This is a genomic window from Streptomyces sp. NPDC002446 (genome assembly GCF_053595675.1).
Window position 1 is genome coordinate 1 of record NZ_JBSFYC010000006.1, and the last position, 15,519, is coordinate 15,519.

At 72.2% G+C, this 15,519-nt stretch carries 12 protein-coding genes; 5 read left to right on the plus strand and 7 right to left on the minus strand.

Features of this window, described 5'->3' with window-relative positions; genetic code table 11:
• Nucleotides 1-489: 489 nt before the first annotated feature.
• The 5 genes from ACWD6P_RS05390 to ACWD6P_RS05410 all read right to left on the minus strand — a co-directional run bounded on the left by ACWD6P_RS05390 (nucleotide 490) and on the right by ACWD6P_RS05410 (nucleotide 7,346).
• Nucleotides 490-1,683, minus strand: a complete 1,194-nt coding sequence (locus ACWD6P_RS05390) for an XdhC family protein (RefSeq protein WP_451442696.1) — start codon at nucleotides 1,681-1,683, stop codon at nucleotides 490-492.
• Between the two features lie 40 nt (nucleotides 1,684-1,723).
• On the minus strand, nucleotides 1,724-3,211 hold the full coding sequence (locus ACWD6P_RS05395) for an NCS2 family permease (protein WP_451442697.1): 1,488 nt from the start codon (nucleotides 3,209-3,211) through the stop codon (nucleotides 1,724-1,726).
• Nucleotides 3,212-3,454: 243 nt separating this feature from the next.
• A complete protein-coding gene (locus tag ACWD6P_RS05400; RefSeq protein ID WP_451442698.1) occupies nucleotides 3,455-5,863 on the minus strand; it encodes a xanthine dehydrogenase family protein molybdopterin-binding subunit in 2,409 nt (802 codons plus the stop codon).
• 2 nt (nucleotides 5,864-5,865) lie between these two features.
• Nucleotides 5,866-6,468, minus strand: a complete 603-nt coding sequence (locus tag ACWD6P_RS05405; RefSeq protein ID WP_451442699.1) for a (2Fe-2S)-binding protein — start codon at nucleotides 6,466-6,468, stop codon at nucleotides 5,866-5,868.
• Nucleotides 6,459-7,346 (minus strand): FAD binding domain-containing protein, encoded by an 888-nt coding sequence (locus tag ACWD6P_RS05410; protein ID WP_451442700.1) that lies wholly within the window; start codon nucleotides 7,344-7,346, stop codon nucleotides 6,459-6,461. The genes ACWD6P_RS05405 and ACWD6P_RS05410 overlap by 10 nt, the downstream gene beginning before the upstream one ends.
• Before the next feature lie 262 nt (nucleotides 7,347-7,608).
• Here ACWD6P_RS05410 and ACWD6P_RS05415 point away from each other — a divergent pair, with 262 nt between their 5' ends.
• From ACWD6P_RS05415 to ACWD6P_RS05425, 3 genes are all read left to right on the plus strand, one after another.
• Complete coding sequence (locus ACWD6P_RS05415; protein WP_451442701.1) at nucleotides 7,609-9,270, plus strand: PucR family transcriptional regulator; 1,662 nt, start codon at nucleotides 7,609-7,611, stop codon at nucleotides 9,268-9,270.
• 322 nt (nucleotides 9,271-9,592) lie between these two features.
• Nucleotides 9,593-10,447: a hypothetical protein gene (locus ACWD6P_RS05420; RefSeq protein WP_451442702.1), complete on the plus strand. Its 855-nt coding sequence runs from the start codon at nucleotides 9,593-9,595 to the stop codon at nucleotides 10,445-10,447.
• Between the two features lie 428 nt (nucleotides 10,448-10,875).
• On the plus strand, nucleotides 10,876-11,751 hold the full coding sequence (locus tag ACWD6P_RS05425; protein ID WP_451442703.1) for a hypothetical protein: 876 nt from the start codon (nucleotides 10,876-10,878) through the stop codon (nucleotides 11,749-11,751).
• A 115-nt stretch (nucleotides 11,752-11,866) separates the two neighbouring features.
• Here ACWD6P_RS05425 and ACWD6P_RS05430 read toward each other — a convergent pair whose 3' ends face one another.
• Nucleotides 11,867-12,565, minus strand: coding sequence for a GntR family transcriptional regulator (locus tag ACWD6P_RS05430; RefSeq protein WP_451442704.1), 699 nt, complete (start codon nucleotides 12,563-12,565; stop codon nucleotides 11,867-11,869).
• A gap of 174 nt (nucleotides 12,566-12,739) precedes the next feature.
• On the opposite strand from ACWD6P_RS05430, the gene ACWD6P_RS05435 reads away from it, so the two are divergent.
• The gene (locus tag ACWD6P_RS05435; RefSeq protein WP_451442705.1) at nucleotides 12,740-13,579 is read left to right on the plus strand and encodes a (2Fe-2S)-binding protein; all 840 of its coding nucleotides are present in this window, start codon (nucleotides 12,740-12,742) and stop codon (nucleotides 13,577-13,579) included.
• Nucleotides 13,580-13,774: 195 nt separating this feature from the next.
• The gene (locus tag ACWD6P_RS05440; RefSeq protein ID WP_451442706.1) at nucleotides 13,775-14,872 is read left to right on the plus strand and encodes a DUF2637 domain-containing protein; all 1,098 of its coding nucleotides are present in this window, start codon (nucleotides 13,775-13,777) and stop codon (nucleotides 14,870-14,872) included.
• A gap of 40 nt (nucleotides 14,873-14,912) precedes the next feature.
• Here ACWD6P_RS05440 and ACWD6P_RS05445 read toward each other — a convergent pair whose 3' ends face one another.
• The gene (locus ACWD6P_RS05445) at nucleotides 14,913-15,275 is read right to left on the minus strand and encodes an ATP-binding protein (RefSeq protein WP_451442707.1); all 363 of its coding nucleotides are present in this window, start codon (nucleotides 15,273-15,275) and stop codon (nucleotides 14,913-14,915) included.
• Between the last annotated feature and the right edge of the window lie 244 nt (nucleotides 15,276-15,519).

The following is a 15,519-nucleotide window of genomic DNA, read 5'->3' on the forward strand; positions in this document are numbered from 1 at the left end:
GAGAGGAAGTACCAGGACTGCGAAGTCTCGGTGAAGGCCGCCGCGCCGGCGTCGGAGCGGTGGTCGCCGGAGGCGCGGTAGCTCGTGGCTCCGGCAACAGCACTGGAGACCCGCTCGGCGAGAACACTGCCCCTCCGGCCCGCCCCCTCCCGTTGTGGGTGGGAGAAACCTGGTGGGGGCGCGCCTAGGTGGTCGCCTGACGGTCGTCTTTCGGGGCCCGGGGGCTTCGCCCCCGGTTTCGGGAAGGGGCGGGACCGGGGCTGCCCTCCTGCCGCAACGGTGATCGGCCACGACGGCGAGGGTCCGGCAGCATTGACGACGGCAGAAGGATCCTTCCCACCACCCACGGGAGGGGGCGGACCGTAGGACGAAGTCTGGAGGGCCGCACCCGCAGCCGAAAACGCCCCGCGCAGCGGCAACAGCCCGCCGCAGGCGCAACGGCGAGAAAGCCAACAACGTCGGCCCAGGCAAAGCGCAGCGAAGCGGCGCTCAGGCCACCGAGCCGATCCGTCCCACCGGGCGGGCCCCGTCGTGGTGGATCGGTGTGTGGGCGCCGGTCAGCGGGGTGCCGGTGCCGCCGCGGCGGTTGGCGACGATCTCGGCGGCGATGGAGAGGGCGGTCTCCTCAGGGGTGCGCGCGCCGAGGTCGAGGCCGATGGGCGAGCGCAGGCGGTTGAGTTCGAGCTCGGTCAGGCCGACGTCGCGCAGGCGCTGCAGACGGTCCAGGTGGGTGCGGCGCGAGCCCATGGCGCCGACGTAGGCGACCGGGAGTTTGAGGGCGCGCTCCAGCAGCGGTACGTCGAACTTGGCGTCGTGGGTGAGGACACAGAGGACGGTGCGGGAGTCGAGGTCCTGGGAGTCCAGGTAGCGGTGGGGCCAGTCGACGACGATGTCGTCGGCGTCGGGGAAGCGGGTCCGGGTGGCGAAGACGGGCCGGGCATCGCAGACCGTGACGTGGTAGTTGAGGAACTTGCCGACCCTGACCAGCGCGGAGGCGAAGTCGATGGCGCCGAAGACGATCATGCGCGGCGGGGGGACGGAGGATTCGACGAGGAGGACGAGCGGCTGCCCGCAACGCGAGCCGTCCTCGCCGATCTCCATGGTCGTGGTGCGCCCGGCGTCGAGCAGGGCGCGGGTCTGCTCGACCGCGGTGCGGTCGAGCGCGGGGTGGCCGCCGAGGGTGCCGGTGTGGCTGCCGTCGGGGCGGACGAGCAGGGCGCGGCCGAGGAGCTCGGCCGGGCCCTCGATGACCCGGGTGACCGCCGCCGCCTCTCCCGATGCGGCAGCGGCCAGCCCGGCGGCGAGCGTGTCGGCAGTGCTGTCCACCAACTCCCCCGCGCCGCCGCTGTCGCCTGCGGGGCGCGGGACGCTCGTCCGTACCGGGTGGACGAGGATGTCGATGATGCCGCCGCAGGTCAGGCCGACGGCGAAGGCATCCTCGTCGCTGTACCCGAAGCGCTCCAGAACCGGCTCGCCGGTCCGCAGCGCCTCCTGGCACAGGTCGTAGACCGCGCCCTCCACACATCCTCCGGAGACCGACCCGATCGCCGTGCCGTCGGCGTCGACGGCGAGGGCGGCTCCGGGCTGCCGGGGCGCGCTGCCGTTGGTGGCCACCACGGTGGCCACCGCGAAGTCGCGTCCCTGCTCGACCCACCGGTTCAGCTCTTCGGCGATGTCCAGCATGTCGGTCTCCTTACGGATTACGGAAGGGTGGAAGGGCGGGTCAGTGGTGCACGCCCAGCCAGCTCTCGATCGGGTTGAGCGAGAAGTAGGCCAGGAACACCGCGGCGAGCACCCACATCAGCCAGCCGGGCTCGCGCCACTTGCCCTGTACGGCCTTGATCGCGACGTGGGCGATGACGCCGGCCGCGATGCCCGCGGTGATGGAGTACGTGAACGGCATCAGGACCGTCGTTAGGAACACCGGGATGGAGGTCGCCGGGTCGTCCCAGTTGATGTGCTTGGCGTTGGTCAGCATCATCGAGCCGATCACCACCAGGGCGGCGGCCGCGACCTGGGTGGGGATGACCTGCGCCAACGGGGTGAAGAAGAGGCACAGTGCGAAGCCCAGGCCGGTGATGACGCTGGCGAGGCCGGTGCGCGCGCCGTCGCCGACACCCGCGGTGGACTCGACGAACACGGTCTGTCCCGAGGCGCCGGTCAGACCGCCGACCATACCGCCGGCGCCGTCGATGGCCAGGGCCTTGTTCAGGCCCGGCATCTTGCCGTCCTTGTCGGCGAGGTCGGCCTGCTGGCCGATGCCGATGATGGTGCCCATGGCGTCGAAGAAGCCGGCCAGTACGAGGGTGAAGACGATGACGCCGACGGTGATGCCGCCGACGTCGCCCAGGCCGCTGAAGGAGACATGGCCCAGCAGTCCGAAGTCGGGGGTGGAGACGACGGAACCGGAGATCACCGGGGCGTTGCGGCCGCCCCAGTCCTTGACCGACAGCCCGGCGAACTGGTGGACGAGCGCAGCGAAGACCGTACCGCCGACGATGCCGATGAGGATCGCGCCGGGGACCTTGCGGACCTGCAGCAGGAAGATCAGCAGGACGGTGAAGGCGAAGCACAGGACGGGCCAGCCGGTGAGCATGTCGGCGGTGCCGAGCTGGATCGGCTTGGCGCCGGCGAGGCCGCCCGGACCGGGCATGGAGGTGACGAAGCCCGCCTGGACCAGGCCGATCAGGCAGACGAACAGGCCGATGCCCATGGTGATCGCGTGCTTGAGCGGCAACGGGATGGCGTTCATGATCAGTTCACGCAGGCCGGTGACGACCAGCAGCACGATCACGCCGCCGTAGATGATGCACATCGCCCAGGCGTTGTCCCAGGTCATCTGCGGGGCGACCTGGAACGACATCACCGCGGAGACGCTCAGGCCGGCGGCCAGCGCCAGGGGCACATTGCCCAGGAAGCCCATGACGATCGTGGTGACGGCGGCGGCGAGCGCGGTTGCCGTGGTCACCTGGGCGGCGCTGAGCGTGGCGCCGGTGATGTCCTTGGTCGTGGTCAGGATGACCGGGTTGAGGAGGACGATGTACGCCATCGCCATGAAGGTGGTGACGCCGCCACGCACCTCGCGGCCGACGGTGGATCCTCTGTCGGATATGTGGAAGTACCGGTCGAGCCAGGACCGGCCGGCGGGCTGACGCGAGCCGTCGCCCGCGTCTTCCGCCGTGGTCCTCGGCTCAGTGGACTGCTGGGTCATGGTGCCTTACTCCCAAGGTTCAAAGGGGCACTCGCGAGGGGGATGCGAGATTTGGGATGGATCTTCGGCTGCACGACCCGGGGGACGGCCCGAGACGAACGGGTGCTGACTGCGTGGGGAACAGCAGCGACTGCGTGGTGCGGGGTTGGGCTCCGGGCGGTACACGGAGGAGGACGGACAGGGACACCCCTGACGCACACCGCCCGGAGGCCGGGGTCCGGGGGATCGCCCCCGGACTGCTCTCTATGTGCCGGTGAGGTGCTCCGGTCGCACCGGCGTCTTGTTGAGCTCCAGCCCGGTCGCGTTCCGGATCGCCGCGAGGACGGCCGGAGTGGACGACAGAGTCGGGGCCTCGCCGATGCCGCGCAGCCCGTAGGGGGCGTGCTCGTCGGCGAGTTCGAGCACATCGACCGGGATGGTCGGGGTGTCGAGGATCGTGGGGATGAGGTAGTCCGTGAAGGAGGGGTTGCGCACCTTCGCGGTCTTGGGGTCGACGATGATCTCTTCCATGACCGCCACGCCCAGGCCCTGGGTGGTGCCGCCCTGGATCTGGCCGACGACGGACAGCGGGTTGAGCGCCTTGCCGACGTCCTGGGCGACGGCCAGCTCGATGACCTTGACCAGGCCGAGTTCGGTGTCCACCTCCACGACCGCGCGATGGGCCGCGAAGGAGTACTGGACGTGGCCGTTGCCCTGGCCGGTGACCAGGTCGAACGCCTCGGTGGGACGGTGCCGCCACTCGGCCTCGATCTCGACGGACTCGCCTTCGAGCACATCCACCAGGTCGGCGAGGACCTCACCGCCGTCGGTGACGACCTTGCCGCCTTCCAGGAGGAGTTCGGCGGTGGCCCACGCCGGGTGGTACGTGCCCAGCTTGCGGCGGCCGATCTCCAGGACCTTCTCGCGGACGAGCTCGCAGGAGTGCTTGACCGCGCCGCCGGTGACGTACGTCTGGCGGGAGGCCGAGGTGGAACCGGCGCTGCCCACCTGGGTGTCGGCGGGGTGGATCGTCACCTGTGTGACACCGAGCTCGGTGCGGGCGATCTGCGCGTGGACGGTGACGCCGCCCTGGCCGACCTCCGCCATCGCGGTGTGCACGGTGGCGACCGGCTCGCCGCCGATGACCTCCATGCGCACCTTGGCGGTGGAGTAGTCGTCGAAACCCTCGGAGAAGCCGACGTTCTTGATGCCGACCGCGTAGCCGACACCGCGTACGACGCCTTCGCCGTGGGTGGTGTTGGACAGGCCGCCGGGCAGCTGACGGACGTCGGCGCCCTCGCTGGACTCCCACTGGCGCTCCGGCGGCAGCGGGCGGGCCTTGATGCGGCGCAGGATCTCGGCGACCGGGGCCGGCGAGTCGACCGGCTGTCCGGTCGGCATGATCGTGCCCTGCTCCATGGCGTTGAGCTGGCGCAGCTCGACCGGGTCCATGCCCAACTTGGCCGCCAGCTTGTCCATCTGGGCCTCGTAGGCGAAGCACGCCTGGACCGCGCCGAAGCCGCGCATCGCGCCGCAGGGCGGGTTGTTGGTGTAGAGCGCGACGGCCTCGATCTCGACGTCGTCGATCACGTACGGACCCACCGACAGCGAGGCGGCGTTGCCGACCACGGCCGGGGAGGCGGAGGCGTAGGCACCGCCGTCCAGCACGATCCGGCACTTCATGTGCGTGAGCTTGCCGTCCTTGGTGGCGCCGTGCTCGTACCAGAGCTTCGCCGGGTGGCGGTGGACGTGCCCGAAGAAGGACTCGAAGCGGTTGTAGACGATCTTGACCGGCTTGTTCGTGCGCAGCGCGAGCAGGCAGGCGTGGATCTGCATCGACAGGTCCTCGCGGCCGCCGAAGGCGCCGCCGACGCCGGAGAGCGTCATCCGCACCTTCTCCTCGGGCAGACCGAGGACCGGGGCGATCTGGCGCAGGTCGGAGTGCAGCCACTGGGTGGCGATGTAGAGGTCCACCCCGCCGTCCTCGGCGGGCACCGCGAGGCCGGACTCCGGGCCGAGGAAGGCCTGGTCCTGCATGCCGAAGACGTACTCGCCGGAGACGATGACATCGGCCTTCTTGGCGGCCTCGTCGGCGTTGCCGCGGACGATCGGCTGGCGGTGGACGATGTTCGGGTGCGGGACGTGCCCGGCGTGGTGGTCGTCGCGGCCCTCGTGGAGCAGCGGCGCGCCGTCGGCGGTCGCGGAGGCCTCGTCGGTGACGACGGGCAGCTCCTTGTACTCGATCTTGATCTTGGCGGCCGCGCGCCGCGCGGTCTCCGGGTGGTCGGCGGCGACCAGGGCCACCGGCTCACCGTGGTGGCGGACCCTGCCGTGGGCGAGAACCGGGGTGTCCTGGATCTCCAGGCCGTAGTTCTTGATCGACGTGGGCAGGTCGTCGTAGGTCAGCACGGCGTAGACGCCGGACTGGGCGAGCGCCTCGGAGGTGTCGATGGAGACGATCTCGGCGTGCGCGACGGTGGAGCGCAGCGTGAAGCCCCACAGCATGTCCTCGTGCCACATGTCCGAGGAGTACGCGAACTCGCCGGTGACCTTCAGGGTGCCGTCGGGGCGCAGCGTCGACTCACCGATGCCGCCCTTGGTCTTGGACCCCTGGGTGAGGTTGGTGGGAGCACCGGTCGCCGGGGCGGTCGCGACACGTGGATTGACAGCCATGATCAGACCGCCTCCTCTTGACGGTCCTGGCGCGCGGCCGCGAGACGGACGGCGTCCAGGATCTTCTCGTAACCGGTGCAGCGGCACAGGTTGCCGGACAGCGCCTCGCGGATGTCCGCATCGGTCGGCTGCGGGTTGCGCTCCAGCATCTCGTCGGCAGCGACCAGCAGGCCGGGGGTGCAGAAGCCGCACTGGACGGCGCCGGCGTCGATGAACGCCTGCTGGATCGGGGAGAGTTCGGTGCCTTCGCCGGTCTGGGAGTCCAGGGGCTTGGCTTCCCACTGCTGGGCGTCCTGGAGCGACGTACCGGAGGAACCGCACGCTCCGGTCCCGCAACCCCCGTGCTCCGCACGCTGCTTGGCGTAGTCGGCCAGGCCCTCGACGGTGGTGACCTCGCGGCCCTCGACCTGGCCGGCGGCGACGAGGCAGGAGCACACCGGCACACCGTCCAGGCGGACCGTACAAGAACCGCACTCACCCTGCTCACAGGCGTTCTTCGAACCCGGCAGGCCCATCCGCTCGCGGAGGACGTACAGCAGGCTCTCGCCTTCCCAGACGTCGTCGGCCTCCTGCTGGCGGCCGTTGACGGTGAATGTCACGCGCACTGTGCGCTCCTCTCGTTGCCGCGGTAGGACTCCCAGGTCCAGCCGAGGGTGCGGCGCGCCATGATGCCGACGGCGTGCCTGCGGTACTTGGCGCTGCCGCGCACATCGTCGATCGGGTTGCAGGCTCCGGAGGCGAGCTGCGCGAACTGCTTGGCGACGGACGGCGGGATCGGGGCACCCGACTCCCAGAAGCCGCCCTCCTCCAGCGCCGCGGCGAGGAAGTCCTCGGCCTCCCGGGCCCGTACGGGGGTGGGTGCGGCGGAGCCGATGCCGGTCCGCACCGTGCGGGTCTCGGGGTGCAGCGCGATGCCGAACGCGCAGACCGCGATGACCATGGCGTTGCGGGTGCCGACCTTGGAGAACTGCTGCGGGCCGTCGGCCTTGGGCAGGTGCACCGCGCGGATCAGCTCGTCGGGCTCCATCGCGTTGCGCTTGACGCCGACGTAGAAGTCGTCGATCGGGATCATGCGGCGGCCGCGTACGGACTCGACCTCGATCTCGCAGCCGGCGGCGAGCAGCGCGGGGTGCGCGTCACCGGCCGGGGAGGCGGTGCCGAGGTTGCCGCCGACGCCGCCGCGGTTGCGGATCTGCGGGGAGGCGACGGTGTGCGACGCCAGGGCCAGGCCCGGGAGCTCCGCCCGCAGATTCTCCATGATCTTGGTGTAGGGAACGGAGGCACCCAGGCGTACGGTCTTCTCCCCCACCTCCCACTCGCTCAGGTCACCGATGCGGTTCAGGTCGAGCAGGTACTCGGGGCGGCGGTGGTCGAAGTTGATCTCGACCATCACGTCCGTGCCGCCCGCGATGGGCACAGCGGTGGGGTGCTCGGCCTTCGCGGCGAGCGCCTCCTCCCAGCTGGCGGGGCGAAGGAAGTCCATGGGTGGCCTCTTCTACGAAATCGGGACGTTCGCTACTCATGGTGAGGACGTTGGGGTCCCGTCGCCATGGAGCCGTTCATGTCTTGTTAACGCGGTTGGGCTTAGTGAACGCTCAGGGGACCCACCCGGTGCAGTCACCGAAACCATGAAGCGGTTGGCTGGCCAAGCCACCTGTCTTGTAGATTCGAACGAAAGACGAGGCTCTGAAACCTCGCGGCATTCCACCGGCAACACCAGACAGCAAAGAACGGCGGGCGAGGTCATGCGGCTCCGCGCACTCCTGGAAACCCACACCCTGGGCCTTCGGCTGCTCGGCGGCGAGGACGAACTGGACCGCACTGTACGCGGCGTGATGACCACGGACCTGCGCGATCCCAGCCGCTACCTCTCCGGAGGGGAGCTGGTGCTGACCGGCCTGGCCTGGCGCCGTGAGCCGGAGGACTCCGAGCGGTTCGTCCGCATCCTGGCCGCGGCCAACGTCGCCGGGCTCGCGGCGGGCGAGGCCGAGCTGGGCGCCATCCCGGACGATCTCGTGCAGGCCTGCGCCCGGCACCGGCTGCCGCTGTTCTCGGTCGAGGAGGCGGTCTCGTTCGCCTCCATCACCGAGCACGTCGTACGCCAGGTCTCCAGCGAGCGGGCCGGCGACCTGGCCGCCGTGGTGGACCGCCACCGCCGTCTGATGACCTCGGGCCCCGCCGGCGGCGGCCCGGAGGTGGTGCTGGACCTGCTGGGCTCCGACCTGGACCTGCGGGCCTGGGTGCTCTCCCCCACCGGCCGGCAGATCGCCGGATCCACGCTGGCGGACTCCGGACCCGAGCTGCCCGGCGAACTGGCCGCCCGGCTCGCAGGCGAGCATCTCGCCGCCGCCCGCACCGGGCGCCGCGGCCCGCACCGGGTCACCCTCGCCGGCGCCACCTACTCGCTCTTCCCGATCCGCTACGAGGGCCGTGACCTGCGCCAGACGCTGCTGAGCGACTGGCTGCTGGCCGTCGAGGCGGACGCCGGCGACTGGCCGGCCGAGCGCCTCGACCTGCTGCACGGCGTCACCCAGCTGATCGCCGTGGAACGCGACCGGCGCGACGCCGCCCGTACGGTCCGCCGGCGGCTCGCCCAGGAGGTGCTGGAGCTCGTCCAGACCGGCGCGGCACCCGCCGAGATCGCGGCCCGGCTGCGGGTGGCGGCCCCGGTGCTGCTGCCCGGCCTGGGCACCGCCCCGCACTGGCAGCTCGTGGTGGCCAGCGTCGAGTGGGAGGGCGGCGACGTCCCCGGCGGTCCGGTGGCACAGGCCCTGCTGGAGGAGATGCTGGTCGATCCGGGCACCTCCGGGCCGGAGCCGTCCGACCGGATCGCGGTGGCCCACACCGGCGACGAGGCGGTGGCACTGGTACCGCTGCCCGTCCCCGACGAGTCGGGGGACTCCTCGGCGGCCGGTCTGCGGGCCGAGCACCTGCTCTCCGTCGTCCGGGAGCCGCTGGGCCGCGGTCTGGACGGCGACGGCCGGCTGACGGTCGGGGTGAGCGCCTCGGTGCACTCCGCGGAGGGCCTGCGCGGCGCCCTGGAGGAGGCCCGGCACGCCCGCCGGGTCGCCGCCGCCCGCCCCGGACGGGTCTGCGCCGCCGGCCACGAGGAGCTGGCCTCGCACGTCCTGCTGCTGCCGTTCGTGCCGGACGACGTCCGCCGGGCCTTCACCGCCCGCCTCCTGGACCCGCTGCGCGACTACGACCGCAGGCACCGCGCCGAGCTGATCCCCACGCTGGAGGCGTTCCTGGACTGCGACGGCTCCTGGACCCGCTGCGCCACCCGTCTCCACCTGCACGTCAACACGCTCCGCTACCGGGTGGGCCGGATCGAGCAGCTCACCGGCCGCGATCTGTCCCGGCTGGAGGACAAGCTCGACTTCTTCCTCGCGCTGCGGATGAGCTGACGCCCGGCGGACCGTACGGGCGCGATCGCCCGTACGGGTGAAGGAGCGCTGCGGATCCCGTCACCGGGCGGCGGTGATCCGCCATTCGCGTTCATCCGATCGGGCGGATCACGTCAACGGCGCATACGGGGGCGCTGGACGCGGCGTTGCGCAGCGCGGCCGATCAGTGCTGCGCGGGCGGCCCCGACCGCCCCATGAGGGATTGTGAAATCATTCACCCACCCCCTTGGCCGCGCGACGGAATCCGTGCTGAGATTCGCCAACGGCTTCCAATTTCCAGCTCAATGGCGCGCTCGGGGAGGGCAACGTGGCGGATACCGCCATGCCAGGATCCGCGGAATCCACGGATCCGGCCAGTTCTGCGGATCCCGTATCAGCGGTGGTGCCGGGACCGGCACCCGTACCGGAAGTACCGACAGCCAGAACGGTCGAGGGGGACGATCCCCTCGACCGCGCCGTTTGGCGGCTGCGCTCCCGCGGCTGCTGGGACGACGCGGCCGCGCTCCTGGAACCGCACGCCGCCCGGGACGCCACCGCCGCACTGCGCCGCGCCGCGCTCCTGGTGGAGCGCTGCATGTTCACGGCCACCGGCTGGGCCGACGCCGAGGACGCGCTGCGCACCGCCGAGGCGATGGCCGGCGGTGACGACGAGCGGGGCGGCGCGGCCTGCGAGCGCGGCCACCTCGCCTACGCCGCCACGGTCCTGGGCGTACGGGACCGGGCCGACGAGGCCCGCTCGGCGCTGGGCCGGGCCGCAGCGCTGCTCGCCCCGGCCGCGGCCGGCCGCCCGCTGCTGGACTTCCGCCGCGGGCTGATGGCCGAGCACCTCGCCGACAGCCCGGACGCGGCCCGCGCCGCCTACCGCCGGGCGCACGCCGGCGCCACCGCGCAGGGCGACACCCTGCTGCTCTCCTTCACCTGGCGCCACCTGGCCGGACTCGCCCTGCGTGACGGCGAGCTGACCGAGGCCCGGCACGGCTTCGCCGAGTCGCTGCGGATCCGCGAGGAGCTGGGCTTCCTCGTCGGCACCGCCCCGGCCCTGGCGGCGCTGGCGGACGCGGCGCCGGAGGGCGACGCGGTCCGGTTGCGCGCCGAGGCCGCCCGGCTCTTCCGCCTCATGGGCGGCGTCCCCACCTGGCTCGCCGATCACCTGTCCACGGCGGCGGCCGCGACATAGGGCACCGGCGCTCGACCCCGACGACGGCCAACCACACGCGGTCCCCGAGTGGTTGGCCGTCTGCGTGCGGCTGGCGCCTGTCCGGTGGGTCAGGGCCGGACAGGCCCCAGCTCATGACCCCGTCAGCGGCTCGCCGTCAACCCCCCGTCATCGGCCATGCAAGGTCATACGGCGATTGGCCGGATATCGACGGTCCCTGCGGCGGATCGGCCGGGGCACGACGGTTGCCGCACCCTCCCGGCTTCGACGCGCCGAGCGAAGCGGGAGGTGGGACGATGAGCGAAGGCCCGGGGGCAGTACCGCCCTACTACGCCCCACAGGCCCCGAGAATGGCCGCAAGTCGCACTGCGACGCGACGGTGCGCACTGGATGCTGGTCCGGGACCAGCTGGACCCCTCCCCCTCACAGATCCTGTATGGAGGCGATCCATGACCGCAGGAGTGACCAAGACGACCGCCGGAACCGACTGGGGCAAGGCGGATTTCGAGGCGATCTACAACTGCCCTGATCCCCGTCGGTACTTCACCACACTGCAACCCCTGGACTACCAGATTCCGCACCACGGCCAGGCGGTGTTCCGCGCCGTGGCCGAGGCCCTGCAACGGCGCCGCAGCGACCGCCCCCCACTGAACGTCGTCGACCTGTGCTGCTCATACGGGGTCAACGCGGCGCTGCTCAACCACCGGCTGACCCTCGCCGATCTCTACAGCCGCTATACGAGGTACCGCCCCGATGTCCCGACGACCCGTCAACTCGCCGAAGCGGACCGCACGTTCTTCGCCACCCGGCGGCGCGCCGAAGCGGTGCGGGTGACCGGCCTCGACTCGGCCGAGCACGCGGTCGCCTACGCGCAGTCGGTCGGCCTGCTCGACCGCGGCTTCGCGGAGAACCTCGAACTGGGCGACCCGAGCCCGGCGCTGCGGCGGGCGCTGACCGACACCGATCTGATCACCGTCACCGGCGGCGTCGGCTACATCACCGAACGCACCTTCGGCCGGCTCATCGACTGTGTGTCCACGCCGCCCTGGGTCGCCGCCTTCGTCCTGCGCGAGGTGTCCTACCGGCCGGTCTCCGCGCTGCTGGCCCGCGCCGGCCTGGTGACGGAGAAGCTCACCACGCGTACGTTCCGCCAGCGGCGGTTCGCGGACGGCAATGAGCGGCGGGCGGCGTTCGAGGCGCTCGCCGGGCGCGGTCTGTCCGTCGCGGGCAAGGAAGCCGACGGCTTCTACCACGCCGATCTCTACCTGTCCCGGCCCGCCGCCGATGTGGCGGCGCTCCCCATGGCGGAGCTGCTGCCGGACTGACCCCCACCGGGCCGGTCCCCCTCGTGGCCACCCGTACGGGCCGTGCCGTACGGGTGGCTCCGTACGGGCGGGTCCGTACGGACGGTAGCGGTGCGGTGGGCTCAGTGCGTTGGCCTCAGTGCGGGTGGCGTGCCGCCGAGACGTGTTCGCGGGCGATCCGCTCGGCGACCGCGTACTCCTGCGCGATCAGGGCGTCGAGCAGCGCCGTGTGCTCGGAGGCGTCGGCCAGCAGGTCGGCCGTGCGCCGCCGGGCATCGGCGGGAGCCGACCAGTGGGCGCGCCGCAGCAGGTCGCCGGTGACCTCGGTGAGCCGGCGGTTGCCGGTGAGGGACATCACCGCGTGGTGGAAGGAGTGGTCGGCCTCGGCGTAGCCGGCCCGGTCCCCGCGGGCGGCGGCCGCCACCCCCGCCGCGGCGAGCGGCCGCAGCTCCTCCCAGCGCTCCGGGGGCAGCGCCCGGGCCAGCCGGACGATCGCGGGCACCTCCAGCATGGTGCGGACCTCGGCCAGCTCGGCGAGGTCACGGGAGCTGCGCTCGGCGACCCGGAAGCCGCGGTTGGGCACCACCTCGACGGCGCCCTCGGCGGCGAGCTGCTGCATCGCCTCGCGGACCGGGGTCGCGGAGACGCCGTAGCGCTCGGCGAGCGCGGGCGCGGAGTAGACCTCGCCGGGAGCCAGCTCCCCTTCGGCCAGCGCACGGCGCAGCGCGGCCAGCACCTGTCCGCGGACGGAGTGCCGCTGGGGCGCGGCGGGACCGGGCTGCGCGGGCACCCAGGCCCGTGCGCACGGCTGCTGTTCCGCTGTGCCCTGCTCCATGACGGTTCCTCCTGACGTCCCCAGCACCATAGGCGGCGTCGGCCGCAGTTCAAATCCGGGAGCCGCCCGGGGGCGGTCGGCGGGCTGCCAGGACTGGCTTCCGGCGGGCGCGGGTAAAGTCTTCGGATAAGGTAAGCCTTACCTGCTAACGATCGCGATTCGGTGGTCTCCCGCATGACTTCTGCCCTCGCCGCCCCGCTCGCCGCCCACCCCATCGCCGAGGCCTACACCCGGCTCTTCGAGGTCTTCCCCGGTCTGCAGGTGACCACCTGGAACGACGCCCCGCCCACCGGCGACGGCTGGGTGTGCGCGGCCGGACTCGCGGCCGGCGGCGAGGTCCTCGACTCCTTCCTCGCCTGGGACGACGCCCAGATCGAGCGGGACTACGGCCAGCGCGCCCGGCCCGACGTGACCGCCAGCTTCGCGCTGCACCGCTACGCCTGGCCCGCCTGTCTGCTGATCACCATCCCCTGGTTCCTGCACCGCCGGGTGCCGCACCTGCCCGTACAGGACGTCTCCTTCCAGCGCGAGCTGGGCCGGATGGCGGTGCGCATCGACTCCTTCGGGTGCCTGCCGGACGACCCCGCGGCCGCGCTGCCCGGCGCCCGGGTCCTGCCGGACGAGGAGGCGCTGCGCGCAGAGGTCCGGGCCGCGGTGGCCGGGCACCTCGAACCCGTACTGGCGGGCTTCCGCACCCGGATGCGGCGCGGTCCGCGGGCGCTGTGGGGCATGGCGTCCGACGAGATCGTCGAGGGCCTCTGGTACCTGGGGCACCTGCTGGGCGAGGAGCCGCGTGCGGTGGCCGAGCTGGAGCGGCTGCTGCCGGGCGCCACCGCGCCGTACGTGGGCAGCGCGGCCTTCCGCACGCTGACCGGCCCGAACGGCGAGGCGCTGCCGACCAGGGACCGCGCCAGTTGCTGCATGTTCTACACGCTGCGCCCCGAGGACACCTGCGTCACCTGTCCGCGCACCTGCGACGCGGACCGCATCACCCGCCTCACGGCAACCACCTGACCCCCACACCACCCTTTCGGGTCACCTGATTCGAAATCAATTCGCCACCCCCACAAGGGAGTTCGACGGGACACCCGCTATCTGCCGGTCCCCGGACCTCCTTGGCGTTCTCTTGCCCCGAAACCCCCTGTGCACGGGGTGGATTCCGCCAGGATGACGCGCGCAATCGCGTATCCGAGGCAAGGGATCCCCCCAATGAGAACGACGGACATATCGATGGACTGGCTGGTTCCTGGCGCCCTCGCGGTCGGCGCCATGACGGCCGCCGCGGCCCTGGTGGTGCGCGGCAAACGCGCTGCCGCCCGGGCCGGCGGAGACGACACCTGGGAACGCAGCGAGGAGCGCCGCCGACGCAAGGAGGCCGTCTTCGCCTCCGCCTCCTATCTGCTGCTGTTCTGCTGTGCCGCGGTCGCCGCCGCGCTGTCCTTCCACGGGCTGGTCGGCTTCGGCGTGCAGAACCTCAGCCTCACCGGGGGCTGGGAGTATCTGGTGCCCTTCGGGCTCGACGGCGCGGCGATGTTCTGCTCCGTCCTCGCCGTGCGGGAGGCCAGTCACGGCGACGCCGCGCTCGGCTCGCGCCTGCTGGTGTGGACGTTCGCGGGCGCCGCCGCCTGGTTCAACTGGGTGCACGCGCCGCGCGGCCTGGATCACGAGGGCGCCCCGCAGTTCTTCGCCGGCATGTCGCTGTCCGCCGCGGTCCTCTTCGACCGGGCACTCAAGCAGACCCGGCGGGCGGCGCTGCGCGAGCAGGGCCTGGTGCCCCGACCGCTGCCGCAGATCCGGGTCGTACGCTGGCTGCGCGCTCCCCGTGAGACCTTCGCGGCCTGGTCGCTGATGCTGCTGGAAGGCGTACGGTCGCTGGACGAGGCGGTCGAGGAGGTCCGCGAGGACCAACGCCAGAAGGAGCTCGACCGGCTGCGCAGACGCGAGCAGGGCAAGATCGACCGGGCTCGTATCAAAGCCATCAACCGGCAGCACCGGCAACGCGCCTGGGGCATCGGCCGGGGCGGCGGCCGGCAACTGGCGGTGACGTCCGCGACGGGGGCCCCTGGGGAGGTCGCCGGTCCGGACTCCGCCATAGCCGGCGACTCGCCGCCACCGCCAACCGCAGAGTTGCCCGTGCGCTCCCGCCCGGCCCTCAAGGCCGTATCGGGCGCTGATCCCGAAACCGTCGACGCCACGGCCGGCCCCCGGCAGGCCGTGGATCTCACCGCCGAGGACGACACCCAGACGCTGCCCCGTCTGGACTCCCTTGAGGAGAAACTCGCCGAGATCGAACGGCAGTTCGGCTGACCGGTGGCGGACCGCGCCGACCGACACCCCCGCATTCGGGTCAGGCCGGTCCGCCGCCCAGTTCGAACCACACGCACTTGCCCAGGCCCTCGGAGCGTACGCCCCAGGCGTCGGCCAAGGAGCGCACCAGCATCAGCCCCCGGCCGGACGTCCCGTCCGCCGTCGCCGCCCGCACCTCAGGGCGCCCGGACGCGCAGTCCCGCACCTCCACCCGCAGCCGGTCGCCGACCCTGGCCGTGACGACCGCTCCGCCGTCCGCGTGCACCAGGGCGTTGGTGACCAGCTCGCTGGTCAGCAGCGTCGCCACCTCCGCGAGCTCACCGCTGCCCGCCGCCCAGCGGCTCAATAACTGCCGCAGCTCCCGGCGCACCTCGCCGACCGCGCGCAGATCCGCATGCCGCACCTTGCGCTCCAGAACACCCGGCGCTCGCGCGGCGCGTCCCCCGTTCCGGCCCCTCTCGGTCGTCCCCTGCTGTCTGTCACGTTCCTCGCGCCGCACAGGCTGACGCATTCTCTCCCCCGCCCCCAACGAACATCGGCGCCCGGTCTCGAACAGCCTCACGGTCAGCATGCCCATCGGATCAGACGCCATGCTTCCGCCCCGCGCCCGCCCGTCCGCACCCCGCGCGCCGGGTGAGCCGGGTGAG